Raw genomic sequence first — 25,805 nt, 5'->3', positions numbered from 1 at the left:
TTGGGTAAAGCAGAGGCTGATAGCCTAGCTTACTGGGCCGGCGACTGACGGGTGCCGAAAACCCGGGCCACCCAGCGAGGTAGAAAGAAAGCTCCCAGCACCAGATACAAGTAATATGTAACCAAGCGGTAGAGCAATACCACGAAATTGGTCATGGTGGGCGTGCCGATAAACTTGCCGAAGAAGGTCGGGAAAGCTCCTTCGGCAATGCCCGCGCCACCGGGCGTAATGGCAATCAGCAGGATAACTTTGTAGGTCAGGTTGCGGCCGAAAATCAGCAGAAACTCGTCCCAGCTCACATCAACAAAGGCCGCAATGATGCAGCCGATGACCAGGTAGCGGGCCGTCCAGACGAAGAACGTGGAGCCGATGGCCTGCAACCAGTAGGCAGCTCCGTTGCCGCGCAGCTGGGCCGAAGCCCACACCATTTCGTTGCCGTGCTGGTAGGCCTTGGCCCGCCAGCGCCGCAGCCCCCGAAAGGAAAAGAGCCGCACCAGCAGCCGCTTCACCGATTCCGGATTCACAAAAATGGCATAGAGCATTAGCAGCGCGTAGAGCGAAACCATGACGTAGCTCACGATGAAAGCCGCTTTCAGGGTTGCTACCAAACCACCTTGCAGGGCCTCGTGCGGGTAAAGCGCATCACCGGCCAGCCATACCACCAGGGGTACTGTCACCACGTAGTACAGGTTATCCAGCAGGGCCGTTACCATCACGTAGGCCAGGGACTTGCCCAGGGAAATTCCTTCCTTGTTCAGAATAAACGAGGCTACAGCCGTACCGCCCACGGCCGAGGGCAGCACGCAGGAGGCAAACTCCCAGATCATAATGACGTCGAGGCTTTGGCGCCAACTGAGCACCCGCTCCGAAATGTGCCGGATCCGGTAGATGTAGCCCAGGTCGCGGGCTACCAGCACGGCCAGCATCACCAGCAGCCAGTGCAGCTTGGCATCGGCCAGCGGGGCCAGGTCGCCGGGGCGGTAGCTACGCCAGAACATGAAGCCCACCACGCCCAGGCCAATAAGCACCGGCAAGACAATGCGCGAGGGCTTAAGCTTGTCGAGCAGTTGCTGCTCCTGGTTGTTCTGCTGGGTGAGCGGCATAGGCATTAGAAAAGGTAGGCAACACAAAAATAGGCATTCTTCGGGCCCCGTCGCCACGCCGCCGTGGGTTAACACTTGCCAAGCTCGGATTGGTACAGCCAATCTATGGGTTGGTGTATTGTTTTTTTGGAGCCCAAGTCAGTTCCGCATCTTTAATCAACAAATACGACGAAAGCCTTTCTCGGGAAGAAGTTGAGTCGGTTATGTTAGCGCTATCCTTATGTATGCTATCCGTTATGCTATTCCCTATTGTTACGCTTCTATTCAGTAAGGCTCTGATGAGGGCCAATGTTATCGGCGCGGTGCGCTGAGGAAAAATGGGCTTCGGCTCTTTTCCCTGGCAGCCAGAGCGGCCAAGGTGGTCATTCCCTGAGGTGACCCCACTACCAATCCGATACCCGGGCACTACTGGCCTGGGTTCGGATTGGCTATGGCTAGGCCCGCAGGCCCGGCTTCCTTAATCCTGCCAGCAGCGCCTGGTTGGTCTGAACAACTTCCCCGTTGACGGGCTTGCCCGTCGTCCTCCCGACCTGCTGTTGCCTACAACCGGTAGCTGTGAAAAGTCGTACCTTTGCATGTTCCAAAGGCAAATAGTACAAAGTGCTTAACCTTTAGGCTCCTGAGTCTGTTGCCTTTCTGAAAAACCTCTCCTTGCCCTCTCTCGAAGATGATTGTCGAACCCGGTGAATTGCTGGCGGCCATAAACTCGCCTGACGACCTCAAAAAGCTCAGTGAAGATCAACTGGTTCAAGTCAGCCAGGAGCTTCGACAGTTCATTATCGACTCGGTTTCCATCTACGGAGGCCATTTCGGCGCCTCCCTGGGCGTGGTCGAGTTGACGGTAGCCCTGCACTACGTCTTCAATACGCCCTACGACCAACTCGTGTGGGATGTGGGCCACCAGGCGTACGGCCACAAAATCCTGACCGGGCGCCGGGACCGTTTCCCCACCAACCGTCGCTATGGCGGCATGTCGGGTTTCCCCAAGCGCAAGGAAAGTGAGTACGACGCCTTCGGGGTGGGCCACAGCAGCACCAGCATCGGGGCTGCCTTAGGCATGGCCGTGGCTTCCGACTACAAGGGCGAGAAGGACCGGCAGCACATTGCCGTAATCGGCGACGGGGCCATGACGGCCGGTATGGCGTTTGAAGCCCTCAACCACGCCGGCGTGGCCAACTCTAACCTGCTGGTTATCCTCAACGACAACTGCATGAGCATCGACCCCAACGTGGGCGCGCTCAAGGAGTACCTCACCGATATTACTACCTCCCGTACATACAACAAGGTGCGCGATGAGCTGTGGAACGTGCTGGGCAAGCTCAGCAAGTTTGGTCCCAACCCCAGCAGATTGCCCGCAAGGTGGAGCAGGCCATGAAGGCCACCCTGCTCAAGCAAAGCAACCTGTTTGAGGCCCTGAATTTCCGCTACTTCGGTCCCGTGGATGGGCACGACGTGCAGCATCTGGCTACCATTCTGCAGGACCTGAAAACCATTCCTGGTCCCAAAATCCTGCACTGCGTAACGGTGAAAGGCAAAGGGTACGCCCTGGCCGAGAAAGACCAGACCCTGTGGCACGCCCCGGGCCTGTTCGACAAGATTACCGGCGAAATCCACACCAAAACCTACGAGAAGCCTCAGCCGCCTAAGTACCAGGACGTGTTTGGGCACACGATGGTGGAGCTGGCCCAGCAGAACGACAAGGTGATGGGCGTGACGCCTGCCATGCCCTCGGGCTGCTCCCTAAACATCATGATGAAGGCCATGCCCGACCGCGCCTTCGACGTGGGCATTGCCGAGCAGCACGCCGTAACCTTCTCCGCGGGCCTGGCTACGCAGGGCTTGGTACCGTTCTGCAACATCTACTCCTCGTTTATGCAGCGCGCCTACGACCAGGTGCTGCACGACGTGGCTCTGCAAAACCTGAATGTGGTGTTCTGTCTCGACCGGGCCGGGTTTGCCGGCGCCGACGGCCCCACCCACCACGGCTGCTACGATATTTCCTACATGCGCAACATTCCCAACATGGTGGTGTCGGCGCCGATGAATGAGGAAGAGTTGCGCAACCTGATGTACACGGCCCAGCTGCCCGACATGGGTCCGTTCAGCATCCGTTACCCCCGCGGGGAAGGAGTGATGCCCGAGTGGCGCACGCCGCTGAAAAAAATTGCCGTGGGCACCGGCCGCGTGGTGCGCGAAGGTGAAGGTGTCGCCATTCTGAGCATCGGCCACATCGGCAACTACGCCGCCAAGGCTACCCAGCAGCTGGCCGCCGAGGGCCTGAGCGTGGGTCACTATGATATGCGCTTTGCCAAGCCCCTCGACGAGGAACTGCTGGCCGCCGCTCTGAGCAAGTACAAAGCCATTGTGACGGTGGAAGACGGTTGCTTGCCCGGCGGCTTCGGCTCGGCTATTCTGGAGTTCATGGCCGACCACGGCTACTCGGTACCCGTGAAGCGCCTCGGCATTCCGGACCGTATCGTAGAGCACGGCACCCAGGATGAACTCTACAAGGAGTGCGGCTTCGACGCCGCCGGTATTGCCGCCGCCGTGCGCGAAATGGCCGGAAAAGTCGCCGCCAAAGCCGCGGTGGAAAAAGTTGTTTAAGCACTACCAATCATGAAAAAGCCCCGCTGGATTCGTCCGGCGGGGCTTTTTGCTTTTCCAGAGTGCAAGGAAGTGAACTAAACAAAAATAATTGATGTAGGTACATTGATGTATGTACACTATTTGTATATTTGCATCATCAATCAGCCGCGGCAGCTTTGGGTGCCGCCGCTGAGCCAGCATCAACCACGAAATAACAACCCTAATTTCACCGCATCATGGCCACTACCAAATGGGCAATTGACCCACGCACTCCGAGGTTCAGTTCAAAATCAAGCACCTTGTTATTTCGACCGTAACGGGTTCGTTCAAGAAGTTTTCGGGCGAAGCCATTACCGAAGACGACAGCTTCGAGAATGCCCAGGTAACCTTCACGCTGGACGTGCACAGCATCGACACCAACCAGGAGCAGCGCGACGAACACCTGCGCAACAACGACTTCTTCGACGTGCCGACCTACCCCAACATCACCTTCGTATCGACGGGCCTGACCAAGACCGGCGACGATACCTACAAGCTGGCCGGCAACCTGACCGTGAAGGACGTAACCAAGCCCGTGACCCTGGACGTGGAGTATGGCGGCACCGCCACCGACTTCTACGGCAACGAGAAGGCCGGCTTTGAAGTGAGCGGCAAAATCAACCGCAAGGAGTTTGGCCTGACCTTCCACGCCGTAACCGAAGCCGGCTCTATCGTGCTCGGCGACGACGTGAAGCTGTTCGCCAACGTGCAGTTCGTAAAGGAGAAGGCTGAAGTAGCCGCCTAAGTACGGAGCCTGAGCCGGCGGATCTGCCCCGCTGGTTTAGCGCTGCGCTGCCATTACCGAAGCCGAAGTAGCCTGGCTGCTTCGGCTTCGCTGCGTTTGGCCACCACCCGCAGAATGCGCTCCTGGATTTCGCTCATCACGTAGTCGGTCCACAGGCCGGCGTAGGGGTTGAGGCGGGTGCTGAGGCGCTGCTGGCTGTGGAGGATCAGGCGGGTACGGCCGGGGCCAGCTGGCTCCAGCTCGTAGGTGCCGCGCAGCACGTCAAAGAATCGGCCCCGACGGTGACGTGCTCATCGAAGGTGGTGGGCGGAATGGTAGCCGTGTTGGGCACAATGCTAAAGGAAATACGCCGCAGCGGCTCCCACACGTCCACGGTTTCAATAAACTCGACGCCCCGCTCGAAGGTAGCGTGCCGCACCCCGCCCACGCCCTCGAAGGAGAGTGTTGCCTCTACCGGCCGCGGGAAGCCGATTTTATCGACCAGACTCGGGCCCAGATCCTGGGCCGAAATAGCGGGCACCCTGATGATGTTGTGCCACACCGCCTCCGCTGGGGCGTTAATTATAATCGTGTTTTCGACCCGGCGGAAGTCGTCGGGGTGGCAAGCTGGCTTTCCAGGGGCGCGGCCACGAAGGGCAGCAGGGCAAAGCCGGCCATTACGAAGGTGTTGCGGTTATCATCGTGCTTGCGTCCTCTTGTCAGGATCCGGTACAATGCACCCCCACTGCGGAAAGAGCAACAAATAGGGGTGCAATGATAATCAGGCAGATAGCGCCTTCGAGGTGAAAGATAAACGCGGCAACCATAAACAGCATTACCGCACTCCACGACCGAAAAATGAAGCTCCACGAATCATTTGCCTGAACCGGAGAGAAATGCTCGGTAATGACTCCCAGCCCCACCGGTACCAACACCAGAAAACCCAGCATAAGCAGTCCGCCGCCCCGGTCAAGCAGTTCACTGGCAAAGGTGAAGCGGCCCAGCAGGGCGAAAAATAACCCCGCCAGTACGGCAACGACGTAGTGAGTATTGTGGCGTTGGAAGAGGGGCATGACAGGGTCTGGAATAGCAACGGACGAGGTAAAAGTGCGTAATTGTGGCCATTCAACCGCCGGCCGGCCCCGGACTGCCGCATTTTACCTTATGCCTTCTACCCAACCAACTCTCGTATTCCTGCACGGCTTTGCCGAAAGCCGCGAAATCTGGACCGACTTCATCCGCGACTTTCCCGCCGAGTACCGTGTCATCAGCCTCAACCTGCTCGGGCACGGCACCAACATCCACGACGTGCGCGACTACTCGATGGAAGCCCAGGCCCGCTACGTAGCCGATAAGCTGCACGCGGCCGGCGTAGAAAAGGCCCTGCTGGTGGGCCACAGCATGGGTGGCTACGCGGCCCTGGCCTTCGCCGAGCGGTGGCCCGAGCGGGTGGCCGGTCTGTGTTTGCTCAACTCCTCGGCCTACGCCGACTCGGAGGAAAAAAAGGCCAACCGCGAAAAGAACGTGGCCTTTGTGGAGCGGCACGGGGTGGAGAAGTTCATGGAGTCCTTTATCCGGCCTTTGTTTGCCCCGGTACACCGCGAAGCCATGAGCACCCAGCGGGAGTTCCTGGAGGAAATCGGCAAGGCCACGCCCGCCGAAACCATCGTGGGCGGCATGCGGGCCATGGCCGCCCGCCCCGACCGAACCAAGGTGCTGCGCGAGGCCAAGTTTCCGGTGCTGCTCATTGCCGGCAAAGAAGACGTGGCCGTGCCCCTGGAGCAGTCGGTGGCCCTGGCGCCCCTGGCCCCGGTGAGCTACGCCCTGTTTCTGGCCGACGTAGGCCACCTGGCCTACTACGAAAAGCCCCGGGAAACCCGCCGCGCCGTACTGGATTTCGCCGGGGCTGTGTTTGGGAAGTAGCCGCCGCTACCTAATGGTAAACGGTACCGGGGTTACCACCGCTACTTTCACCGGCTTGCCGCCGTGCCGCCCCGGCGTGTACTTGCGCAGGCCCCCGATAAGCTTCAGCGCTTCGGCCTCGAGGCTGGGGTGGGGCGAACTGATAATAGCGGGCTGCACTACCTGGCCCTGCTCATCTACCACGAAATAAACCCACACTATCCCTTCTGCCCGGGCTCTTAGCGCTGCCTCTGGGTACATAAGTCGGTGGGAGGAAGCCGCTGCCACACTCGGAGCCGCTGGCACGGGCATTTCATCGGCGTAGGTATATACCACCGGCTCCGGGGTGCTGGGCGGCAACATAGAGTAAGTCAGGGGTACCGTGATGGTAGAGGCGAAGGCCTTTCCATTCCAAAGGGCCGGTTTCCACTGTGGCATTTCCATAAGATACTGCCTGGCAGCTTCATAAAGCATATTCAGCGCGTCAGTACGGGCCTTGGCTGCCGTAGTGGTAGCAGCCGCAAGCGAGGAGTGAAACGGCTCAATCTTCTTCACCCAGCCGGCTTCATCAATGGTGAGCGTCATGAATATTCGTCCGCTGACCTGCTGGGCGCGGGCCATTGCCGGGTAGGAAGCGGCGGCCAGAAAAGCCTGCAGGGCGGCCGGGCCACCGGGGTATTCCGCTGGTTTGAAGGCCGCCGCTGGCTGCAGTCCTTCGTTGGCATAGCGCTCGACCAGCAGCCGATCAGCATTAGCCGGCAGTTTAAAGGAAATAGGAACAGAAAAGGACTGACCATTGAGCTGCAGCGCCCGTGCCCGACTTACCGGCGCCATGTGCTCCAAAGCCGCTACGGCTTCGGCATCGAGCAGCGGATGCAGCCCGTTGGTTACTCTGACGTTGTGGACGTAGCCCGTGCTGTCGAAGGAGAAATCCAGGAATACTTTGCCCTGAATACCCAGCCGCAAGGCCTCTGTGGGATACACGAACTTCTTGCTCAGGGCCGGCGCGAAACGCGTAGGTTGATTAATGACCGATGCGGAAGGCAGCACAAACGGTAGAGGTAGCAGAAAAGCAACCTTGGCCGGGTGGCCGTGGTGCATGGCTGGCGCGAAGGCCGGCAGAGTTTTAATAACGCGCAGTGCTTCCGCGTCGATGGCGGGGTGAACCGAGCGGAGTACTTCGGCCTGCTCAACCTTGCCCAGCTTGTTGACCACGAAGTACAGCAGCACCTCGCCCTCGGCCTGCTCTTGGCGCGCTTCCTTTGGATACTGGATGGACCGGGCCAACTGGCCCGTCATGGCCTCGATGCCGCCCGGAAATTCGGGAAGCTGGTCGGTCACGGCATATACGGTGTCGGGGGCCGGGGTAGCTGCTAGGCGGTAAGTAACGGGCAGCATAACGAATGAGGCCACAGAGCTGCCGGAGGTTGTGGCGGGTTTCCAGGCCCGCATACAGCCAATCTGCGCCTCCGCCGCTGCCAGCAGGGCGGGGTGTAGCGGCGGTACCTGGCTTTTCTGGTGCATAAAGCTTTGCTCCGTTTCCGAGAGTGGCGTAAGAGCGTGCGGGTTCAGAATCTGGCCGGTTTTGCTGACTTCAAACACCACTACGGCTTTACCCGAGGCTCCCGCTTTGCGAGCTGCTTCCGGGTAAGGCGGCGCATTAAGGAGGGTATGCAATTCTTCCGCCGAGCCGGCAAATTCCGCATTGGTTGGGGGCGGCAGCTGGGTGTCTTTGGTACCCTGGCCAAAGCGAAACGTAACCGGAACCGTGTAGGCCACCCGGGCCGGCTTGCCACCCTGAATACCCGGCTCCCATGCTGGCATGGACCTCACCATTTGCAGCGCGGCGGCATCCAGCGACGGATGCGCCGTTTTCACTATATGCACGTCTTCTACCTGCCCGGTTAGGCCGACCGTGAAGCCGACGAAGACCGTTCCCTGGGCCCGATCCATAATGGCGGCGGCCGGGTATTTAATGTTCTTCCCGATGTATGTAAGCAGATCCGCCGGCTCTTTGCCGAACTGGGGCATCTTCTCTACATAGGTATACACGGTGCTGTCCGCTTTGGGCTTACTCTGGGCCCGAACAGCAGTTGGGCCCGCCAGGCAAAGTGCCAGCAGGCCCAACAAACTAATTCCACGAAAACTATTCTTCACTAACCAGGTGGTTTAGGCTTTGAGCAAACCCAGCTTTATCATGTGCTCGGCAATCTGCACGGCGTTGGTAGCGGCGCCCTTGCGCAGGTTGTCGGCTACTACCCACATGTTCAGGGTGCGGGGCTGGCTTTCGTCGCGGCGCAGGCGGCCTACCAGCACGCTGTCCTTGCCGTGGGCATCCTTGGGCATGGGGTAGCTGTTCTGGGCCACGTCGTCTACTACTTCCACGCCTTCGGTGGCGCGCAGCAGGCTATAAACTTCCTCCAGCTCGAATTCCCGCTCGAACTCCACGTTTACCGACTCCGAGTGCCCGCCCATGACGGGGATGCGCACGGCGGTGGCCGTTACCTGAATGGAGTCGTCGCCGAGGATTTTCTTGGTTTCCTTTACCATCTTCATCTCCTCCTTGGTGTAGCCGTTGTCCTCGAACACGTCGATGTGAGGCAGCACGTTCAGGTCGATGCGGTGGGGGTAGGCGGGGTTAGAAGCATTCTGGCCGGCGCGCTCTTCCATGAGCTGGTCCACGGCTTTCTTGCCCGTGCCCGTCACGCTCTGGTAGGTACTCACCACGATGCGCTTGATTTTGAACGCCTCGTGGAGCTTATGCAAGGACAGCACCATCTGAATGGTGGAGCAGTTGGGGTTGGCAATAATCTTGTCTTCCGCGGTCAGCTCTTTGGCGTTGATTTCGGGCACGACCAGCTTTTTGGTGGGGTCCATGCGCCAGGCCGAGGAGTTGTCGATGACCACGGTGCCTACTTCGGCAAAGCGCGGGGCCTGCTCCTTAGAGGTGCTGCCGCCGGCCGAGAAGATGGCCACATCGGGGCGGGCCGCAATGGCGTCGTCCATACTGATGACGTGGTAGGTTTTGCCCTGAAACTCAATGGGCAAGCCCACGGATTTCTCCGAGGCCACGGGCAACAACTCGGTGACCGGGAAATTCCGCTCGGCCAGTACTTTCAACATTTCGCCCCCGACCAGGCCGGTGGCACCTACTACGGCTACTTTCATGGCAATTAGAGAAAAAAAGCGTCAGCCAGCTGGGCTGCGCGCGTGGTAAATGTCGGGAAAAGCAAGTTACTTAGGCAGTTCGTGCGCAAATCATTACGCTACGGGTACCAGCTATTTTACAAACCTACTATGCAGAAAACTTCTACCCCAAATAGTGCTATAGGAAATCTACAAAGAGGAAGACGATTCTTGGGTTTGCTGCTGCTTTTGCTAAGCCTCGGCCGCCCCGCTGCCTGGGCTCAGCTCACCGAGTCGTTTGCCGACGGCGACTTCACCCAAAACCCGACCTGGACGGGCAACACCACCGATTTTGTGGTTAATGCCAGCCAGCAGCTGCAAAGCAACGGCCCGGCCGTGGCAGCCAGTCCGCAGCTGGTAACGGCCAGTCAGGCGGCCACGGGCACCACCTGGGAGTTTTATGCCAAGCTGAACCTGGGTACCTCATCGGCTAATCAGGCCGAGGTCTGGCTGATGTCGGACTTGAGCGACCTGCGGGCCACGGCCAACAAGGGCTACTTTGTGCGCCTGGGCAACACGGCCGATGAAACTTCCCTCTACCGTAAGAATGCGGCTACTACCGCCGCCCTTATCATTGATGGAGCCGATGGTACCCTGAGTTCGAGTACCAGCAACACGGTGCGGGTGCGCGTGACCCGCTCCTTGCAGAACGTCTGGACCCTGGAGCGGGACCTGAGCGGCAACCAGAATTTCACTACCGAAGGCACCGTAACCGACGCCACGCACCAGCGCAGCAACTATTTCGGCGTTGCGCTGACGTATTCGGCCACCAATAGCCGCAGCTTTTTTTTCGACGACTTCCGCATCACTGATGCTACGGCCCCTACGCTGCAGAGCGCCACGCTCGTCAACGCCCGGCAGGTGGATGTGACGTTTAATGAGCCAGTAGCCGCTCCGCAAGCCCCGGCCAGCTATTCGCTGGCGGGCACCGGAGCCCCGGCCGTTGCCAGCGCCCAGCGCGACGCCACCGACCCGGCCCTGGTTCACCTCACTTTTGCCAGCGACCTGCCTGCCGGTACCAGCACCCTGACCGTACGCAATGTGGCCGACTTATATGGCAACGTGGCGGCTGGCCCCCTGACGGCCACGGTGAGCTACACCCCGCCGGCTGCAGCCCCAGGCTATTACCAGCTGCTCATCACCGAAATTTTGGCTGATGAAACGCCGGTAGTCGGTTTGCCCGCGTCGGAGTTTGTGGAAATTCATAACCCTCGGCTACCCAGACCCTGGATTTGAGTGGGGTGCGGCTGCTGCGTACCAGCAGCACGGCCACGCCGGCTGTCTTCCCGACCGGGGCTCAACTGCTGCCCGGGGAATATGCCGTGGTGTGCGGCAGTACCCGCACGGCCCAGTTTACCCCCTTCGGCAAAGTGTTTGGCCTGAGCAATTTTCCTTCCTTAACCAATGCTGGCGACGAGCTGCTGCTACGGGCCCGCGACGGACGCACCATTTTCCAGGTGCGCTACGCCGATTCCTGGTACCGCGACGCGGTGAAGAAGGAGGGAGGCTGGGCCCTGGAAATGATTGATACGGCCAACCCCTGCGGCGGTGCTACCAACTGGACGGCCAGCACCGATGTCAGCGGCGGCACCCCCGGCCGGGCCAACTCCGTGCGGGCCAATAACGCCGACCGGACAGCCCCGCTGCTGCGCCGGGCCACCGTGCTGAGCCCTACGCTGGTGCGGCTGGAGTTTGATGAAAAGCTGGACAGTGTACAGGCCGTCAACCCTGCCTTGTACAGCGTGTCGCCCGGCCTCACTATTACCCGGGTAACGCCCGTGCCGTTTGACTTCCGGGCTGTGGAACTGACGCTGGCTACCCCGCTGGCTGCGGCCCAGCTGTACACGGCCACCGTGCAGCGCTCCGTCGACTGCGTGGGTAATGCCACCGGCGCGGCGGCTTCCGTCACGTTTGGCTTACCGGTGATGCCGACGGTAGGGCAGGTTATTATCACCGAAATCCTGGCTGATGAAACGCCCACCGTGGGCCTACCGGCTGCCGAGTATCTGGAAATCCACAATCCCACAACCCGGATTCTGGACCTGGGCGGACTGCGGCTGCTCAAGCCGGGCAGCAGTTCGGCAACGGTGTTTCCGGACACCACCCGCCTGCAGCCGGGCCAGTACGCGGTGGTGTGCAGCAGTACCCGTGCGGCTCTATTTGCCCGCTACGGCACCGTAATTGGGCTGAGCAACTTCCCGAGCTTGTCTAACGACGGGGACCAGCTCGTGCTGCGGGCCCGCGACGGACGTACTTTGTTTGAAGTCTCGTATTCGAGCACCTGGTACAAGGACGCGGCCAAGAAAGACGGCGGCTGGGCCCTGGAAATGGTAGACACCGGCAACTTCTGCGCTGGTATCGACAACTGGACGGCCAGCACCGATGCCAGCGGCGGCACGCCCGGCCGGGTCAATGCGGTGCGGGCCACCAACGCCGACCGGACCCCGCCCGGGCTACTGCGGGCCGTGGCGGTTTCGCCCACGATAGTGCGGCTGTATTTCGGCGAAAAGCTGGACAGCGTGGCGGCGGCCAACCCCGCGCTATACTCCCTGAGCACCAACCAGGCCGTTACCAAAGCTGCTCCCGCTTCCCCGGATTTTCGGGCCGTCGACCTTACGCTGGGCTCGGCCCTGGCCGCCAGTCAGCCCATTACCGTAACGGTGCAGCGCGCCACCGACTGCGTGGGCAACGCTACCGGCGCAGCGGCCACGGCTACGTTTGGCCTGCCTTCGACTCCCGCCGAAAACGACGTGGTAATCAACGAAATCCTGTTTAACCCGCGCACCGGCGGGGTCGACTTTGTGGAGCTCATCAACCGCTCTACTAAGTACTTGAACCTGCAGGGCTGGGAGTTGGGCAACATTGCTACCGGCGGTGTAGCTGCCGAGCCCATCAGTACTGGCCCTTACGTGCTGGCCCCGGGCCAATTGGTGGTGCTAACGACCAAGCCCGACGTGGTACAAAGCCAGTATCCGACCAACGACCCCAATGCCTTTCTGCTGCTGCCCGCGCTGCCCACCTTTGCCGATGATGCCGGCACCGTGTTGGTATTCGACTCGCAAAAGCGCCTGCTGGACCGCTACGATTACGACGAGTCCCAGCACCTGGCCCTGCTCGATACCAAGGATGGCGTGTCGTTGGAGCGGATTCGGACCGACGGGCCCAGCACGGCCAAGAATTTCCACTCAGCCGCCAGCACCGTTGGCTACGCCTCGCCCGGTCGCCGCAATTCCCAGTACCAGGACGACCCCGGCGGGGATAAGCTCTTCACCCTGGAGCCCGAAGTTTTCACGCCTGACGCCGACGGGCAGCAGGATTTTACCACCCTCAACTATACCGTTGACCAGGCGGGCTACGCGGCCAGCATCACCGTGTATGACGCCCAGGGCCGCCTGGCGCGGCGGCTGGTGCGCAACGAAACTATGGCTACTTCGGGCTTTTTCCAGTGGGACGGCCTCAACGACCAGGGCCGCAAGGTGCCCATCGGCCACTATATTCTTCACATTGAGCTGCTGCAGCCCAGCGGCCAGAAAAAAGACTACAAGAAAACGGTGGTCGTCGGCGCGCGTTTTTAGGCAGCCCGCCGGTTAGCCAAGGTAGGTGGAAATACGAGGGAGCAGCTGTAGGGAAATACTGGCTGAAAGCTGGTTACACCCGGCAGCATTAAACCTTGAGCTATAACCAGCGTCCAAAGGGCATGACCAACCAACAGCAACTGCAGCATTTGTACTGGCGTGCGGGCTTTGGGCCGCGGCCGGAAGACGTAGCCGCGAACCTGAGTCCGCGCAAGGCGCTGCGGCAGTTGCTGCGCGACGCTCAGCCGTACCAGCCCCTGGCCAGCCCCGGAATTCAGGCCGCCGAAATGCAGGCCATGACGCCCACACCCACCCCCGACTTGCGCCAGGACCCGCAGGCTCCGGCCCTGAAGAAGAACGAGCTGACGCCTGAGCAGCGCCGGCAGCAGAACCGCCAGATTCGGGACGCCTTCTACGAGATGAACACCGGCTGGCTGGCCCGTATGGCGTCATCGCCGGCCCAGCTGCGCGAGAAAATGACCTTCTTCTGGCACGGCCACTTTGCCTGCCGGGTGCGCCGTCCCGATGCCGCTTTGCAGCTCAATAACACCATTCGGCGGCTGGCGCTGGGCAAGTTCAGCGACCTGCTGCTGGCCGTGAGCAAGGAGCCGGCCATGCTACAGTTCTTAAACAACCAGCAAAACCGCAAGCAGCGGCCCAACGAGAACTTTGCCCGCGAAGTCATGGAGCTCTTTACCATCGGGCGCGGGCACTACACCGAGCAGGACGTGAAGGAAGCCGCCCGGGCCTTCACTGGCTGGAGCTACGATGCCCAGGGCCAGTTTGTGTTCCGGGAAAAGCAGCACGATGTCGGCCCGAAAACCTTTCTGGGTCGCACCGGCAACTTCGGCGGCGAAGACATTCTCACCATCATTCTGGAGCAGCCCCAGACGGCCGAGTTTATCACGACCAAGCTGTACCGGTTTTTCGTGAACGACACGCCAAATCCAGCCCATCCAAATCCAGCCCATATTCAGCCCCTGGCCAAGGCCTTTTTCCAGAGCAACTACGACCTTACGGACCTGATGGAGCGGCTCTTCACCGCCGACTGGTTTTACGATGCGGCCAACGTAGGGACCCGCATCAAGTCCCCCATTGAGTTGCTGGCCGGCATCAAGCGCACCCTGGGCGTGGAGCTGGAAGATAAGAAGCCGCTGATTGTCTTTCAGAAGGCGTTGGGACAGACGCTATTTGAGCCGCCAAATGTGGCCGGCTGGGCCGGCGGCCGCAGTTGGATTGACTCGTCCACGCTGCTATTTCGGCTGCAGCTGCCGCAGGTGCTGCTCAAAAACGCGGAAATCAGCATTGCCCTCAAGGAAGACGAAAACGACATCGACCCGCAGCAAACCAAGGCCGACCGCACCTTTCGCCAGCCCGTGAAAGCCAAGGCTAAACTAGCACCGCTGGGGCTGTTGCTGGCTAAAACCCCCGAAGCCCAGCAACCTGCCGCGCTCAGCCAATTCCTGCTGCAGGCGCCCATCCGGCCCGAAAACCTGCAGCTCGTGCAGCAAGTGGCCCAGAAAGCTCCCGCCGAGGGCCACCTGCGCACCATGGTCACCAGCCTGCTCAGCCTGCCGGAATACCAGTTGATGTAAACAAACCAGAAGGTCATGCAGAGCGCAGCGAAGCACCTTGCGTGCTGACGTTTGATTAGTAATTCAACGACGGCACGCGAGATGCTTCGGCTTCGCCTCTGTCTGCTCGGTTAAACCAAACCCATTATGCCTACTTCCCGCCGCAACTTTCTGAAAACTTCGGTGCTGGCCAGCTCCTTGCTGTTTGTACCCAAATTTCTGCACGCCCTGGACCAGCAAGGCGTGCAGCAGCTGCGCAATTCCAACGGCAAGCGTCTGGTGGTGGTACAGCTCGGCGGCGGCAACGACGGCCTGAACATGGTGGTGCCCTTCCGCAACGACCTGTACTACAAAGCCCGGCCCACGCTGGGCATCAAAGAGCAAAGCGGCCTGCTGACTCTAGACCAGGACCTAGCCTTCAACCCCCACATGACCCCGCTCAAGAGCCTTTACGACCAGGGTCTGGTGGGTGTGCTCAACAGCGTGGGCTACCCCAACCCCGACCGGTCCCACTTTCGCTCCATGGATATCTGGCAGAGCGGCTCGGCTTCTGACCAGTACGTGACCAGCGGCTGGCTGGGCCGCTACCTCGACTCCAGCTGCTCGGCCTGCCAGGTGCCCTACAACGGCCTGGAAGTGGACGACACCTTGAGCCTGGCCATGAAGGGCGAACTGCGCAAAGGCCTGGCCCTGAAGAGCCCGGAAAAGTTTCACCAAGTCACCCAGAACTGGTTTATCCAGCAGGTAAGCGGGCAGCAAGCCGGCGGCAGCAGTTCGGAGCTGGACTACCTCTACAAGACCCTGGCCGAAACGGCTTCCTCCGCCGACTACCTCTATCAGACGTCCAAGGTCTACAAATCGGCCATTGCCTACCCCAATACCGAGTTTGGCAAGAACCTTAAAACGACGGCCGAGCTGATTAATTCCGGCATCGAGTCGCGGGTGTTCTACGTGTCTCTGACTGGCTTCGACACCCACGTGCGGCAGCAGGAGCAGCAGGGCAAACTGCTCGGCGACTTGTCGGGCGGGCTGGGGGCTTTCGTGGAGGATCTGCAGAAAAGTGGGCAGCTCAATGACACGCTGATTCTGGTGTTTTCCGAGTTTGGCCGCCGCGTGACCCAGAACGCCAGCAACGGCACCGACCACGGCACGGCCAACAACGTGCTGCTGCTGGGCGGAGGGCTGCGCCGGCAAGGCATTCTCAACGCCGCCCCGGATCTGCTCAACCTCGACCAGGGCGACCTGAAGTACCAGCTCGACTTCCGCAGCGTATACGCCACCGTGCTGCGCGACTGGCTCGGCGCCGACGACCAGGCCATTCTGGGTAGTGAGTTTGCCCGACTGCCCGGCTTAGTGTAGGTAGCCCAAAACAGAACGGTATTAGTCTATAGCTCATCTATAAATTACATTTTTTATTAGCTCGACAATATCCTTTGCGTTTTAAGGGCGTACAAAAGCCCAGATAGTATCACACTACCAACCCTTAAAACTCTGACCCATGAAAGTTATATCACCCCGCGTGCACGGCATGCTCGACTACGGAACGATTCTGCTGTTCGCCCTGGCGCCTACGCTCTTCGATTTTGACGGCACCTACGCTACCGTGTGCTACGTGCTGGCTGCCGGCTACTTAGTTGTTACCCTGCTGACCGACTTCCAGATGGGCGTTGCCCACCTGATTTCGTTCCCGATGCACGGCTGGCTGGAACTGGTTAGCGGTATTGCCCTGCTGGCCTCGCCTTTCCTGTTTGGTTTCGCCGATGACAACGAAACTGCCCGTAACTTCTTCATGGGCATGGGCGTGCTCTTCCTGGGTACCTGGATGCTGACCGACTGGCATGCTGATACCCATACCCAAACCCATGGTCACGGCACGATGATGCCTAACCACTAAGTTTAGCTTTTTAGGCTGGAAAAGCCCGACTACAACCGTGTAGTCGGGCTTTTTTATGCTTTTTTATGGAGTATCAGCCTCTAGGTCAACAATATCCTTCTAAGCCCGAGGGCGTAGAAAAATCAAGTTGCTCTTTCACCCAACCTCACCTAACCTAGCTATGAAAATCCTTTCACCTTCCGCCCACGGCATCATTGACGTAGCCTTTATCACCTTCGTGGCGCTGGCACCGGTTATGTTCGACCTGGAAGCGCCCATCGACACGGCCTGCTTTGTGCTGGCCGGCGGCTATCTGCTCGTCACCCTGCTCACCGATTTTCGTCTGGGCCTGTTGCGCCTGATTCCATTTCCCGTGCACGGCTGGCTTGATCTGCTCACCGGTGTAGCCCTGGCCGCTGTGCCATTTCTGTTCCACTTCGAGGCCAACAGCGCCGAGCGAAACCTGTTTCTGGGCCTTGGCATCTTCTCCATCATCGTCTGGCTTATCACCGACTGGAAAGCCCAGACCCGCTCCCTAATGACGGACAACGGCTAACTGGTTAGCTTTAGCTCATAAAAAAAGCCCACGCTGATTGCAGCGTGGGCTTTTTGCGTTTGGCACTTTACTACCGCCGGAAGCTGACGCCCAGAAAATATTCGTGGTCGGTAGCCTTGGTTAGCGCTAAGTGCGTGCCGAAGTCTACTATCAGGTTGTCGCTCAGGTGCAGCTGCGGGCCCACGTTGAGGTTGGCTTGCCATTCATTTTGGCGCGTATTCCATATCCCAACTACCTCGGCAAAGGCCGAAAGAAATTTCGAAAACTCGACGTCGACGGCAGTGCTCGGGGCCAGCATCACGTAGCGCTGCTGCTCATCCCGGTCGTAGTCCAGGTCGCTGCGGAGCTGGAACTGGAGGTTGAACTGTTTGCTAAAATCGTGGCTGTAGGGCACAATCAGGCCATATTCCGTGACGCTGGTGCCGACGGCCTCACCCACTGGCAGCCGCACGAACCCAATAAGGGCCAGCGCGTCGGGTTTGCCGTCTTCGCCCAGAAAGGTATGCTTTACCCGCAGCGTCAGGTCGCCGAAGCCCTGGTGCCGCTCCTGGGGCTGGTCATCGTCCCACTCTTTCTCAATCGAGTACGAATCCAGCTCGGCCTGCACGTCGGTGCGGGTCGTGACGCCGAGCTTAAGCAGGGCGTGGTTCAGGTAAAAATTCCGCTCGTGGTGGTGGTCTTCCTGCTTATTTACCAGCCGCAGCAAGTCACTCTCAATCTGGAAGTGGCCAGGGTCGACGGTAAACGGGCTTTCGGAATAGCCGGGCCGGTCGGGGCGCAGTTCCCGCATCATATTGCGGGGCGTAGGCCGGAACAGGTTGTAGCCGGCTTTGGCCGTAATGGAATCCTGGTTTTGGGCGGCCGCCCAAAAGGGAAGTACTAGTGTGGTCAGGAGTAGAGAGCAGAACTTCATAGCGCGGAGAAAAAAATTGTACTATTCAGCCCGCATACGCAGAACATCAGCTTCTGATGCGGATCAGCAACAATTCCGCTTCTCTACCGATAGTACTTAGAGGGTGTAGCGCAGGCCTAGGAAAGTGCGGCGGCCCTGCACTGGGGCATAGTTGTACTCAGTGTCAAAGGAATAGCCGTTAGGATTGTCCTGGCCCACGTATTTGTCGAAGGGGTCGAAGGCGCGGATCAGCACGTGCCGGGGCAAGAAGTCGAGCAGGTTTTTCAGCCCCCCGTAGATTTCCAGGTGCTCCCCAGACGCTTGGTAAGCTGCACGTTCTGCAGCGAATACCATGGGGAGCGGGCCGGACGGTAGTCGTTGGGCTGCACCGGCAGCTGCATGGGGCCGTTCACCTGCCCGGTGTAGTCGACCACCACGCCCAGGCGGGCCAGGGTGTAGCTCACGGCGTAGGTGCCCGAGAAAACCGGGGCGTGCAGCTGCGTCACGCGCTGCAGCGGGCCGCCGCCTTCGGGCCGCTCCTGCCGAAACACATCCATCAGCGTAATGCCCGCAATTACCTTCAGGGGCCGCGAAAACGTGAAGTCCGTGTTCAGCGTCACCCCCCGCGACACGGCGTAGCCGTCCAGGTTGCGGTACACTATCTGGTTGACGTTGGTGGTGTAGTCGGGACTGATTTTGTTGGTGAAGTAGGTATAAAAGGCGCTGGCGTCCACGGTCAGCTGGCCGGCGGCGGTAGTAAAGAAGCGCTGGTAGTTTACGTTGGCATTCCAGCTCCGCTCAGGGCGCAGCGCTTCGGGCACCACCACCTGCCGGGCCCCGGTCAGGGCGGCGTGGTCTTCCGTAAACAGGTTTACCACGCGGTAGCCGTTGCCTACGCCCACGCGCACAACCTGGCTGTTGTCGGGCTTGCTCCACTTGTAGTTGAGCCGGGGCGAAAGAATGCTGCCGTGCACCGAGTTGTAGTCGTAGCGCAAGCCGGCCAGCAGCGTCGCGTTTTCGGTTACTTTCCACTCGTCCTGGGCAAAAATGCCGGGCAAGCTGGTTTTGTCGGGCTGAGTCACGGTCTGGTCGCCGTCGGGGCGCGCCGTGGCGGGCGTATTGTCGTCGTACCAGGTGTAGCGGTAAGTGGCGCCCAGTAGCAGGCTGTGCCGGATGTTCAGGTCGCGGGCCCAGGTAAGCTGCCCGAAGCCCACGCGCTGGGTGGCCCGGTAGAGCGTGGTGCCGTAGGCCGAGTTTTGCCGGTGCTGGTTGTAAGAACCGCTGAGCATAAATTTCTGACCCGCCACCGGCAATTGGTATTGGCCCAGTACCTCGTAGCGGCCCGTGTACACGCTTTCCCCGTAGATACTGTCGCCGCCCCGAAACTCGGGCGTCCAGCCGAGCTGCCCGCCAAACCGGTCCTCGTAATAATAGCGCGCCGCCAGGTTGGCCGCCCGATCCTGGGGCCGTTTCAACGACCATTTATTGAACACCGAGGCCCGGTGCTGGGTCGGCAAGTCGGTGAAGCCGTCCTCGTTCACGTCCCGGCGCTGGTTGTAGCCAAACAGGTTGGCACTGAGCAAGGTAGTGGCCGGCCCAACTTTGGCCGCCGTGCCCAAATCCAGGTTCATTTCGCCGTGGGAAGTCCCGAAGGCATCGGCCGAAAAGCGGGGTGCTTTTGCCGGGTTTTTGGTAATGACGTTGATAAGGCCGCCTACTGCCTCCGAGCCGTAGAGCGTGGACGCCGGCCCTTTCACCACCTCAATCCGGTCGACCATGCTGTTGGGAATGCCGCTAAGCCCGTACACCGTAGACAAGGAGCTGACAATGGGCATGCCGTCGATGAGTACCATGGTGTAGGGCCCCTCCAACCCGTTGATGTGGATGTCGCCGGTGTTGCAGATGTTGCAGTTGAGTTGGGGCCGCACCCCGTTTACCATCGTCAGGTTCTCGAACAGGCAGGCGCTGGGGTTTTTCTGGAAGTAGCGCGGGGTATAAATCTCGACGGCCACCGGCGACTGGCTTTTCACCACTTCGCTCAGTGTCCCGCTCACCACCACGTCGCCCAACTCGTTAGCGTTGCCGCTAAGTGCTACGTTTACCGTCACCGTTTGCCCGCTGCTCATCGTTATGGCCCGCTCCGTCAGCAGAAATCCTACGGCACTTACGACTACCCGTTGTGGTCCCACCGGTACTTTGCCCAGCGTAAAGCTTCCGTTTTCGTCGGCCGTCGTGCCCAGGGTAGTACCCTTCAGACCAATGCTGGCAAACGGCACTACTTTGCCCTCGGCCCGCACTGTTCCTTTTAGAATGCCGGTCTGGGCCAACACAGTAGCAGTATTCAGGCAAGCAAAGAGGAAGAGGAGAATTGCTTTCATAGTCTAATGGTTGAGTTTAGGAAGGGCCTTTCTTTTTATTTAGACTAGTCTAAAAGTATGGTCGCAAAAAAGGCGCAGAGCTAGCCGCCCTGCGCCTTTTGCTTACTTAAAGAAGGTGGTAAACAGCAGGTAGAGGTTGAGCACGATGATGATGCCCGATACCGCCCAGGCTACCAGTTGCAGCGCCGGCCGGTTTACGAACACGCCCATTTTGGCCTTGCTACCCGTGAAAAGCACCAGCGGCACCACCGCAAAGCTCAGCTGCAGCGACAGAATCACTTGGCTCAGCACCAGCAGGTCGGCCGTGCCTTTCTCGCCGTAGAGCAGCGTGACCACCAAGGCTGGCACCACCGCAATGGCGCGGGTGATGAGGCGGCGTACCCAGGGCTTGAGTTTTAAGTCCAGAAAGCCTTCCATCACAATCTGACCCGCCAGGGTGCCAGTCAAAGTGGAGTTCTGGCCCGAGGCCAGCAGGGCTATGGCAAACACGGTGCCGGCCGCACCGGCGCCCAGCACCGGGGCCAGCAGCTTGTGGGCATCGGTAATGTCGGCCACGTGAAACAGGCCATTGGTGTGGAAGGTGGCCGCGGCCGTTATCAGGATGGCGGCATTCACGAAAAACGCCAGAAACAGCGCCACCGTCGAGTCGATGGTAGCAAACTTGATGGCCATGCGTTTGCCCGGCTCGGTTTGCTCAATAGCGCGGGTTTGTACGATGCTGGAGTGCAGGTACAGGTTGTGGGGCATTACGGTGGCACCCAAAATACCGATGGCAATGTAGAGCATGCCGGGCGTGGTCACCACTTCTTTCTGGGGCACCAGCCCTTTGGCAATGCCTAGGTAGTCGGGGTGGGAAACCAGGATTTCGTAGAGGAAACAGCCGAAAATGACCACAATGAGCCCAGCTACGATGCTTTCAATAACCCGAAAGCCCTTGTTCTGGAAAAACAGCACCACCAGCACGTCCAGGATGGTGAGCACCACGCCCCAGGGCAGCGGCAGGCCGAACAGCAGGTTCAACGCAATGGCCGAGCCAATTACTTCGGCCAGGTCGCAGGCCGCAATGGCTACTTCGCAGAACACCCACAGCACCATTGCCACAGGCTTGGAGTAATGGTCACGGCAGGCCTGGGCCAGGTCGCGCCCCGTCACGATGCCCAGCTTGGCGGCCAGGTGCTGGAGCAGCATGGCAAACAAGTTGGAAATCAGAATTACCGACAACAGCGTATAGCCGAAGCGGGAGCCGCCGGCAATGTCGGTGGCCCAGTTGCCAGGGTCCATGTAACCTACGGCTACCATGAGGCCGGGTCCCCAAAAAGCCACAAGCTTGCGCCAAAACGAGGCATTGGCCGCCGGCACGCGGATGCTGGCGTATACTTCGCTCAGGGAGTTATGCTTGCGCTCCTGGCGCCAGCCGGAGTTGTTTTCAGTCAAGGGCGGAGTAGGGGAAGCTTGTACGAGTGGAGGCATAAGGAATAGAGTATCAGGTAGCTCAACAAAGGAACATATTTTTAGGGTAGCCTAAACATTTTTTTAAGGCAATTTAAATACTCATTTAGCCGAAAAAGGTTGCAAACCGTAGGGAAGTGGGTTTTTTACCGGACTTTTGCAGGCCCATTTTTGTTCAACCCACCCCTTCCATGACTTTTACCCAATCCAAGAACCGGCTTGGCTTACTGTCGCTGGTTGTCAGCGTAGGGCTGGTTGCCATCAAGTTCTACGCGTATTTCCTTACGGCGTCGCAGGCCGTACTGACTGATGCGCTGGAATCAATTATCAACGTTTTTACCAGCGGTTTTGCCCTTTACAGCCTCTATCTTTCCGACCTGCCCAAGGACGAAAACCATCCGTACGGCCACGGTAAGGTAGAATACCTGTCGGTTGGCTTCGAGGGTGCCCTCATTCTGTTTGCCGGCGTTTATATTTTCTATAGCGCGGTAATGGCCGTGCTGCAGCCCCACGCCGTGGAGCGGCCCGATGCGGGCATGTATCTGCTGGCCGCCACGGCACTGGTCAACCTGGCTGTGGGTTTTCTGCTGGTGAGTTCCGGCAAAAAGATGAATTCCGTGGCCCTGGTTGGTGATGGGCAGCACCTGTACATCGATGCGCTGAGCACCTTGGTTTCGTGTGTGGCCTTACTACTGGTGATTTTCACGGGCAATGCCCTGTTCGATGCCGGAGCCGCTTTGCTGCTGGGTGTGTTTATCGTTGTCAACGGCTACCGGATGGTGCGCCGCTCGGTGTCGGCTTTGATGGATGAGTCGGATGTGGCAACGGTGGAGCAGGTAATTGCCGAGCTGCAGCAGCACCGCCTGCCCCCGTGGATTGATGTGCACAACCTGCGCGTGCTGCGCTACGGGGCTAATCTGCACATCGACTGCCACATGCAGATGCCCTATTATTTCAGCCTGGAAGAAATTCACAATGAGCTGAACCGCATCGAAGGTCTAATTAAGCAGCGCTTCGACGTGGAAGTGGAAATGTTTGTCCACGCCGACCCATGCACCTTTGCTGCTTGCTCCTTGTGCCATATGCCCGAATGCCCGGTCCGGCAGCATCCATTCGCCCACGAAGTACCCTGGACCTTGTCGAATGCCGTGAAAAACGAGCGGCACCGCTTAGGATAATTGCCCATAAAAAAGGCGCTGCGGGTTTCGCAGCGCCTTTTTTAGGTCTTATAAAAATGGGTTCGGGCTAGCGTACCAGCTCTACCCAGCCTTTACTGGTTTCGCCTTTCACGTCCGTGAGCATGTAGTAATACACGCCGGCGGGCTGGGCGTCGCCGGTCCAGTCGTTGCGGTAGCTATCCGTGCTGAATACTTGCCGGCCCCAGCGGTTGAAGATCTGAACTTTGCTGTTAATGGCTTCCGTGGAAATAACAAAAGCATCGTTGATACCGTCGCCATTAGGCGTAAAGATGTTGGGTACCTGTGCGTCGGGTACGCGCACATTCACCTCGGCCAGCGTTTCCTGGCAGGGCGTGCTGCTCACGGCTCCAATGACGATTGATGAGCGCAGACGAATCTTGTAGATACCGGCAATCATAAACTGCTGGGTGGCTACGGTGCTGGAGGTAGAGAATGGCTGCTCGGCTTCGTTGATGGCCTGGCCTTTGGCGTTGGCAATGCGCTGGTACGACCACTGGTACTTTGGCGTCGTATTGGTCTGAGCAGCTACCTTCGACTGGTTAGTGAAGGTAAACAGCAACGGGGGCTGCTTGATGCTTCGGCCACCTACGGCTGCGGAATCAACTTTGAAGGCCGTTTCGATGGGCTGAGCCACCCGAACCAGTACTGAAGTAGTATCGGAGCCGCACACAGCATTGGTGGCTGTGCTCATTACGCGCAGCTTGTAGCGCGTCGTCACGGTAGGCTTCACCGTAATAACGGGCTTGGTCGCATCGGCAGAGCTCAACCCGTTGGCGGCCGTCCACTGGTAGGTGAAGGTTTCCTGGGCATTGCCGGGGCGGGCGGCGCTGGCTGTAATAGAAGCGGAGCTGCCCGAGCATACCAGCGGCTGATTGGTAGCGGCCGTGGCTTTCACCGGCTGCTGCACGCGAACCAGCACCGAAGCAGTATCGGAGCAGGTGCCAACGCGGAAATCCAGACCCAAAATCCGGACGCGGTAGCGCGTGGTCACGGTGGGCGTTACGGTAATGTTCTGGTTGTCGAGCTGGGCGGTAGGCAGGCCCGGGGCGGCTTCCCACCGGTAGCCGTAGCGGGCGGGGCTGCCAGCCACAGAGTCGGGGCGGAAGGGGGTAGCCGTTAGGCTTACGGGAGTGCCGGCGCACACCACGGGGTTGGCCGTAGACGCGACGACTTTCGCGAAGTTGCCTTTCTCAATCTTGAGCACAATGGTTCGGTACTGAATGCCTTTGAAGGGGCAGCCATTGTCCTCAATCTTAACCGGAATCCGATAGGTCTTGCCCAGGAAGGCTATATCGGGCTGAATCCGCAGAATTGCGGCGGGTGAAGCGGTACCATTGCCCAGCAGCTGGAACGTAGCTACGTCGGAGGGCAGGTAGGTGGGCTTGGTCACCGTCGGCACTGGGGATCCAGCTCGGGGTAGCTCACCGTCAGAATGTCGCCGGGATTCGGGTCGCTGAAGCGGAAGCGCACTTCGGTGTAGTTGCAGGTATAGGCCGTAACGAAGGTAGAATCGCGCGAGTTGACGATTTTCACGCCCGATTTATCAAAGCCGCTGCCGATGGGTGGGCCGGGCTGGTTGTTGTTGTTGCAGTCGATAACCACCACCATCATGTCGCGCCGTACGGTGCCAACCTTATAATAAGTGGGTTTGCCGGTAGCGTTGGGCAGGCGACGGTATTCGGTTACCTGGCCTACTACTACATACTTGTTTTCGGCCGAGTTAACGGCCGTGTTGTAGTAAGAAGGTGTGAACGTAAAGTTGCCCAGCGCCGGGTTGAAGTTGAACGCTTTGACGGCCGTTTTCAGCGGGCAGACGCCCGTCATGTTAAACGAAGAAATAGGGTAGGTGGGGCTATACGTACCCTGGTTATCGGCGATGTACGCGCCGCAGGGTGTGCCACCGGGAGGAGTCAGGTCGATAAAGCGGCCCACGGTGGTATACGACTTATACGTGTTGGGCTCGTTGCAGCCCAGCAAAGGGTTAGCCAGGGCGTATACGAGCGAGTCGCCGTCGGGCTCGGTAGCCGCGAAGGAAACGGTACGCTCCTGCTGGAAGCACACAAACGGAATCGGAATATCCTGAGCCTGATACTGGGCCGAGGTGTTCTGAATCTGGGCCCCGTTGGGCAGCAGGTTGTTCAACCGGGCTTCGTAGTACAGGTCACCGTCGCCGGGGTTGATGTTGGCCACGGTAGGGCGGGCATTCAGCGCCACGCTGATAATCCATTCCGCAGCTGGGGGCAGCGTAATCGTGGCTTCAAAAGTGCCTTTCTGATAATTGGTTCGTGAACCGGAGCCGCACTGGGACGCTCCGCCGGGAGTGTTGGCGCAGTAGGGGCTGCCCGCTTCCGGATTGCCAATCAACGTCATGGCAACTCCGGGACCGGTGGCGCAGCCGCTGTTACTGAAGTTCAGCTTGGGACTAATCGTGCTGAAAGCTGCCCCGCCGCAGTCCCGAAATACCGTCAGGCTGACTTTGTACTGGTTGTTCCCCAAGGCCTCATAAGTGAGCTGCCCTCCCTGGATGTGGGATGCATAAGCACCTGATATCCCAATTAACGATATACACCAAGCAACTGCTAGAATGTAAGTGGCATGTAAAAGTTTCTTCATGTACTAAAGAAGAGTTAGAAAGATGTGAATAAGGGAGCAGGGGTGGAAATAACGCTGCCGTAAGATATAAGGATTTTGTTTTACAGTCATAAAAAAGTACTGCGTAATTCAATTAGTTATACCGATTGAACAAAAAAGGGAAAGTTGAAGACAAAG

General features: G+C 59.1%; 22 protein-coding genes and 1 pseudogene. 10 read left to right on the top strand and 13 right to left on the bottom strand.

Annotated features, from left to right (window positions below; all coding sequences use genetic code 11):
* Positions 1 to 29: 29 nt before the first annotated feature.
* On the bottom strand, positions 30 to 1,103 hold the full coding sequence (locus MUN79_RS01005) for a lysylphosphatidylglycerol synthase transmembrane domain-containing protein (protein ID WP_244675967.1): 1,074 nt from the start codon (positions 1,101 to 1,103) through the stop codon (positions 30 to 32).
* A 667-nt stretch (positions 1,104 to 1,770) separates the two neighbouring features.
* On the opposite strand from MUN79_RS01005, the pseudogene dxs reads away from it, so the two are divergent.
* Both dxs and MUN79_RS00995 read left to right on the top strand, forming a co-directional pair.
* Positions 1,771 to 3,707: pseudogene (gene dxs, locus MUN79_RS01000) on the top strand (1-deoxy-D-xylulose-5-phosphate synthase).
* 271 nt (positions 3,708 to 3,978) lie between these two features.
* Positions 3,979 to 4,473 carry a YceI family protein gene (locus MUN79_RS00995; protein ID WP_375378228.1) on the top strand — a complete coding sequence of 165 codons (495 nt, stop codon included), beginning with the start codon at positions 3,979 to 3,981 and terminating at the stop codon, positions 4,471 to 4,473.
* 53 nt (positions 4,474 to 4,526) lie between these two features.
* Here MUN79_RS00995 and MUN79_RS00990 read toward each other — a convergent pair whose 3' ends face one another.
* From MUN79_RS00990 to MUN79_RS00975, 4 genes are read right to left on the bottom strand one after another with little or no spacing between them, the layout of a single operon-like run.
* Positions 4,527 to 4,733 (bottom strand): hypothetical protein, encoded by a 207-nt coding sequence (locus MUN79_RS00990; protein WP_244675966.1) that lies wholly within the window; start codon positions 4,731 to 4,733, stop codon positions 4,527 to 4,529.
* Positions 4,679 to 5,014, bottom strand: a complete 336-nt coding sequence (locus MUN79_RS00985; RefSeq protein ID WP_244675965.1) for an SRPBCC family protein — start codon at positions 5,012 to 5,014, stop codon at positions 4,679 to 4,681. Before MUN79_RS00985 ends, MUN79_RS00990 begins: the two co-directional genes overlap by 55 nt.
* 20 nt (positions 5,015 to 5,034) lie before the next feature.
* Positions 5,035 to 5,187: a hypothetical protein gene (locus MUN79_RS00980; protein WP_244675964.1), complete on the bottom strand. Its 153-nt coding sequence runs from the start codon at positions 5,185 to 5,187 to the stop codon at positions 5,035 to 5,037.
* Complete coding sequence (locus MUN79_RS00975; RefSeq protein WP_244675963.1) at positions 5,172 to 5,525, bottom strand: hypothetical protein; 354 nt, start codon at positions 5,523 to 5,525, stop codon at positions 5,172 to 5,174. Before MUN79_RS00975 ends, MUN79_RS00980 begins: the two co-directional genes overlap by 16 nt.
* A gap of 91 nt (positions 5,526 to 5,616) precedes the next feature.
* On the opposite strand from MUN79_RS00975, the gene MUN79_RS00970 reads away from it, so the two are divergent.
* Positions 5,617 to 6,375: an alpha/beta fold hydrolase gene (locus MUN79_RS00970; protein WP_244675962.1), complete on the top strand. Its 759-nt coding sequence runs from the start codon at positions 5,617 to 5,619 to the stop codon at positions 6,373 to 6,375.
* A gap of 6 nt (positions 6,376 to 6,381) precedes the next feature.
* On the opposite strand, the gene MUN79_RS00965 is transcribed toward MUN79_RS00970, so the two are convergent.
* Both MUN79_RS00965 and MUN79_RS00960 read right to left on the bottom strand, forming a co-directional pair.
* Entirely contained in the window at positions 6,382 to 8,484 is a 2,103-nt protein-coding gene (locus MUN79_RS00965; protein WP_244675961.1) for a TonB family protein, read from the bottom strand.
* Positions 8,485 to 8,523: 39 nt separating this feature from the next.
* The gene (locus tag MUN79_RS00960; RefSeq protein ID WP_244675960.1) at positions 8,524 to 9,522 is read right to left on the bottom strand and encodes an aspartate-semialdehyde dehydrogenase; all 999 of its coding nucleotides are present in this window, start codon (positions 9,520 to 9,522) and stop codon (positions 8,524 to 8,526) included.
* Between the two features lie 207 nt (positions 9,523 to 9,729).
* On the opposite strand from MUN79_RS00960, the gene MUN79_RS00955 reads away from it, so the two are divergent.
* The 6 genes from MUN79_RS00955 (at position 9,730) to MUN79_RS00930 (ending at position 17,118) form a co-directional block, all read left to right on the top strand.
* On the top strand, positions 9,730 to 10,776 hold the full coding sequence (locus tag MUN79_RS00955) for a hypothetical protein (protein ID WP_244675959.1): 1,047 nt from the start codon (positions 9,730 to 9,732) through the stop codon (positions 10,774 to 10,776).
* Positions 10,777 to 10,781: 5 nt separating this feature from the next.
* Entirely contained in the window at positions 10,782 to 13,115 is a 2,334-nt protein-coding gene (locus MUN79_RS00950) for a lamin tail domain-containing protein (RefSeq protein ID WP_244678263.1), read from the top strand.
* 122 nt (positions 13,116 to 13,237) lie between these two features.
* Positions 13,238 to 14,710: a DUF1800 domain-containing protein gene (locus MUN79_RS00945; RefSeq protein ID WP_244675958.1), complete on the top strand. Its 1,473-nt coding sequence runs from the start codon at positions 13,238 to 13,240 to the stop codon at positions 14,708 to 14,710.
* Positions 14,711 to 14,836: 126 nt separating this feature from the next.
* Positions 14,837 to 16,048 (top strand): DUF1501 domain-containing protein, encoded by a 1,212-nt coding sequence (locus tag MUN79_RS00940; RefSeq protein WP_244675957.1) that lies wholly within the window; start codon positions 14,837 to 14,839, stop codon positions 16,046 to 16,048.
* A gap of 139 nt (positions 16,049 to 16,187) precedes the next feature.
* On the top strand, positions 16,188 to 16,583 hold the full coding sequence (locus MUN79_RS00935) for an SPW repeat domain-containing protein (protein ID WP_244675956.1): 396 nt from the start codon (positions 16,188 to 16,190) through the stop codon (positions 16,581 to 16,583).
* Between the two features lie 160 nt (positions 16,584 to 16,743).
* On the top strand, positions 16,744 to 17,118 hold the full coding sequence (locus MUN79_RS00930) for a hypothetical protein (protein WP_244675955.1): 375 nt from the start codon (positions 16,744 to 16,746) through the stop codon (positions 17,116 to 17,118).
* Between the two features lie 70 nt (positions 17,119 to 17,188).
* Here the strand turns inward: MUN79_RS00930 and MUN79_RS00925 are convergent, their stop codons facing one another.
* The 4 genes from MUN79_RS00925 to MUN79_RS00915 form a co-directional block, all read right to left on the bottom strand.
* A complete protein-coding gene (locus MUN79_RS00925; RefSeq protein WP_244675954.1) occupies positions 17,189 to 18,031 on the bottom strand; it encodes a transporter in 843 nt (280 codons plus the stop codon).
* 96 nt (positions 18,032 to 18,127) lie between these two features.
* Positions 18,128 to 18,277 (bottom strand): hypothetical protein, encoded by a 150-nt coding sequence (locus tag MUN79_RS30540; protein WP_311136631.1) that lies wholly within the window; start codon positions 18,275 to 18,277, stop codon positions 18,128 to 18,130.
* Positions 18,278 to 18,294: 17 nt separating this feature from the next.
* Positions 18,295 to 20,388, bottom strand: a complete 2,094-nt coding sequence (locus MUN79_RS00920) for a TonB-dependent receptor (protein ID WP_311136630.1) — start codon at positions 20,386 to 20,388, stop codon at positions 18,295 to 18,297.
* 102 nt (positions 20,389 to 20,490) lie between these two features.
* Positions 20,491 to 21,858, bottom strand: coding sequence for an Nramp family divalent metal transporter (locus tag MUN79_RS00915; RefSeq protein ID WP_244675953.1), 1,368 nt, complete (start codon positions 21,856 to 21,858; stop codon positions 20,491 to 20,493).
* 170 nt (positions 21,859 to 22,028) lie between these two features.
* Here MUN79_RS00915 and MUN79_RS00910 point away from each other — a divergent pair, with 170 nt between their 5' ends.
* Positions 22,029 to 23,015, top strand: coding sequence for a cation diffusion facilitator family transporter (locus tag MUN79_RS00910; RefSeq protein ID WP_244675952.1), 987 nt, complete (start codon positions 22,029 to 22,031; stop codon positions 23,013 to 23,015).
* Between the two features lie 67 nt (positions 23,016 to 23,082).
* Here the strand turns inward: MUN79_RS00910 and MUN79_RS00905 are convergent, their stop codons facing one another.
* Positions 23,083 to 24,426: a T9SS type B sorting domain-containing protein gene (locus MUN79_RS00905; protein WP_244675951.1), complete on the bottom strand. Its 1,344-nt coding sequence runs from the start codon at positions 24,424 to 24,426 to the stop codon at positions 23,083 to 23,085.
* Positions 24,423 to 25,532, bottom strand: coding sequence for a hypothetical protein (locus MUN79_RS00900; protein ID WP_244675950.1), 1,110 nt, complete (start codon positions 25,530 to 25,532; stop codon positions 24,423 to 24,425). The genes MUN79_RS00905 and MUN79_RS00900 overlap by 4 nt, the downstream gene beginning before the upstream one ends.
* Positions 25,533 to 25,805: the final 273 nt, after the last annotated feature.

The organism is Hymenobacter cellulosilyticus, assembly GCF_022919215.1.
GTDB classification, from domain to species: Bacteria; Bacteroidota; Bacteroidia; order Cytophagales; family Hymenobacteraceae; genus Hymenobacter; species Hymenobacter cellulosilyticus.
This window is presented reverse-complemented; position numbering and strand designations above follow the sequence as displayed.

What these genes read in the sequence shown, in the direction of transcription:
- MUN79_RS01005 (WP_244675967.1), bottom strand. Translation starts at nt 1,103, where the DNA reads ATGCCGCTCACCCAGCAGAACAACCAGGAGCAGCAACTGCTCGACAAG.
- MUN79_RS00975 (WP_244675963.1), bottom strand. Translation starts at nt 5,525, where the DNA reads ATGCCCCTCTTCCAACGCCACAATACTCACTACGTCGTTGCCGTACTG.
- MUN79_RS00970 (WP_244675962.1), top strand. Translation starts at nt 5,617, where the DNA reads ATGCCTTCTACCCAACCAACTCTCGTATTCCTGCACGGCTTTGCCGAA.
- MUN79_RS00960 (WP_244675960.1), bottom strand. Translation starts at nt 9,522, where the DNA reads ATGAAAGTAGCCGTAGTAGGTGCCACCGGCCTGGTCGGGGGCGAAATG.
- MUN79_RS00945 (WP_244675958.1), top strand. Translation starts at nt 13,238, where the DNA reads ATGACCAACCAACAGCAACTGCAGCATTTGTACTGGCGTGCGGGCTTT.
- MUN79_RS00940 (WP_244675957.1), top strand. Translation starts at nt 14,837, where the DNA reads ATGCCTACTTCCCGCCGCAACTTTCTGAAAACTTCGGTGCTGGCCAGC.
- MUN79_RS00935 (WP_244675956.1), top strand. Translation starts at nt 16,188, where the DNA reads ATGAAAGTTATATCACCCCGCGTGCACGGCATGCTCGACTACGGAACG.
- MUN79_RS00930 (WP_244675955.1), top strand. Translation starts at nt 16,744, where the DNA reads ATGAAAATCCTTTCACCTTCCGCCCACGGCATCATTGACGTAGCCTTT.
- MUN79_RS00925 (WP_244675954.1), bottom strand. Translation starts at nt 18,031, where the DNA reads ATGAAGTTCTGCTCTCTACTCCTGACCACACTAGTACTTCCCTTTTGG.
- MUN79_RS00920 (WP_311136630.1), bottom strand. Translation starts at nt 20,388, where the DNA reads ATGAAAGCAATTCTCCTCTTCCTCTTTGCTTGCCTGAATACTGCTACT.
- MUN79_RS00915 (WP_244675953.1), bottom strand. Translation starts at nt 21,858, where the DNA reads ATGCCTCCACTCGTACAAGCTTCCCCTACTCCGCCCTTGACTGAAAAC.
- MUN79_RS00910 (WP_244675952.1), top strand. Translation starts at nt 22,029, where the DNA reads ATGACTTTTACCCAATCCAAGAACCGGCTTGGCTTACTGTCGCTGGTT.